We start from the raw sequence: 1,046 nt of genomic DNA, 5'->3' as shown, positions 1-1,046 counted from the left end.
GTTACGTAATCTTCCTTTACATCCTTTTCATCGATGCGGCCCAAGACAATCGGGCCAAAAACAATGTCCCAAACACCTTCGCTTATGCTCTCTAAACCTACTATTTCATGCTTGAGCACATTACCCACATAAATTCTGAGCCGCCCTCGGTAAACCACCCCATTGGAGTCCACCCGGTAGGCTTCCACATGAGTCGGATATCTCATTTTCGGTAGCTGTTCCGGATACATTCGCTGGGAGTTTGTGTAACAAGAACCAGGTGTTTTCTGCCCGAGGGCCTCATGCACCCGTTCATGATTGTAATGCTGTATGAAAAGATCAAAGTGTCTCTGTTGAGCTCCCCAATCGACCTCTGGTGGTCTTGGTAGCGTGCTTTTCAGCGTTCGGTGCATGCGCTCATGCCGCCCGTTTTGCTCTGGTCTGCCTGGCTGAATCCGTTCGTGGATGATGCCTAAGCGCGCCCACCAGATCGATAACTGGGATAACCCTGCGCGCCCGCTACTGGCAAAGGGAACACCATTATCTGTGCGGATCCGTTCAGGCATCCCATACGTTTTGAATAGGCGTTCGAAGGCTGCCTTGGCCTCCTGAAAGGTCGTGCTGGGCATGCTTTCACATGCCAATAAAAAGCGACTCGCGTGATCCATTACGGTCAAGGGGTAACACCAGGCACCATCCCCCGTCAGGTACTGACCTTTGTAATCGGCACTCCAGAGCTGATTGGGGTTATCGGCTTTCTGAAGAGGTTTGGGATAGACCGCAACACGCTGACGCAACGGTCGTGGCGTCACCAAACCTGCTTTTTTCAGCACGTTATAGATTGTGGTTTTGGAGGGGGGCGGCTGATCAGGAAAACGCTCAATCAATGCCATCTGAATTTTCTTTGGCCCCGCCGTGGTTGGCCCTCGCGCACGTAGCTCAAGAATGGCTTCTTTGACCGCAAAGGGCACCGCTTGGCTCTGGGAATGCCGCTTGCGACTGCATTCCTTCAAGCCATTAACGCTGTCTGCGTTATAGCGTGCCACCCACTTGTAACCGGTCTTGCG

The 1,046-nt window shown here is 52.6% G+C and carries 1 protein-coding gene; it reads right to left on the bottom strand.

Features of this window, described 5'->3' with window-relative positions:
* Positions 1–1,046 (bottom strand): integrase core domain-containing protein (locus tag BFL40_RS27005; RefSeq protein ID WP_071486797.1); only part of this gene is annotated, 1,046 nt, incomplete at both ends.

It is taken from the genome of Pseudomonas costantinii, from assembly GCF_001870435.1.
Taxonomy (GTDB): domain Bacteria; phylum Pseudomonadota; class Gammaproteobacteria; order Pseudomonadales; family Pseudomonadaceae; genus Aquipseudomonas; species Aquipseudomonas costantinii.
Note: the sequence above shows the minus strand (reverse complement) of the source record. Positions and strands in the feature narration are given on the sequence as shown.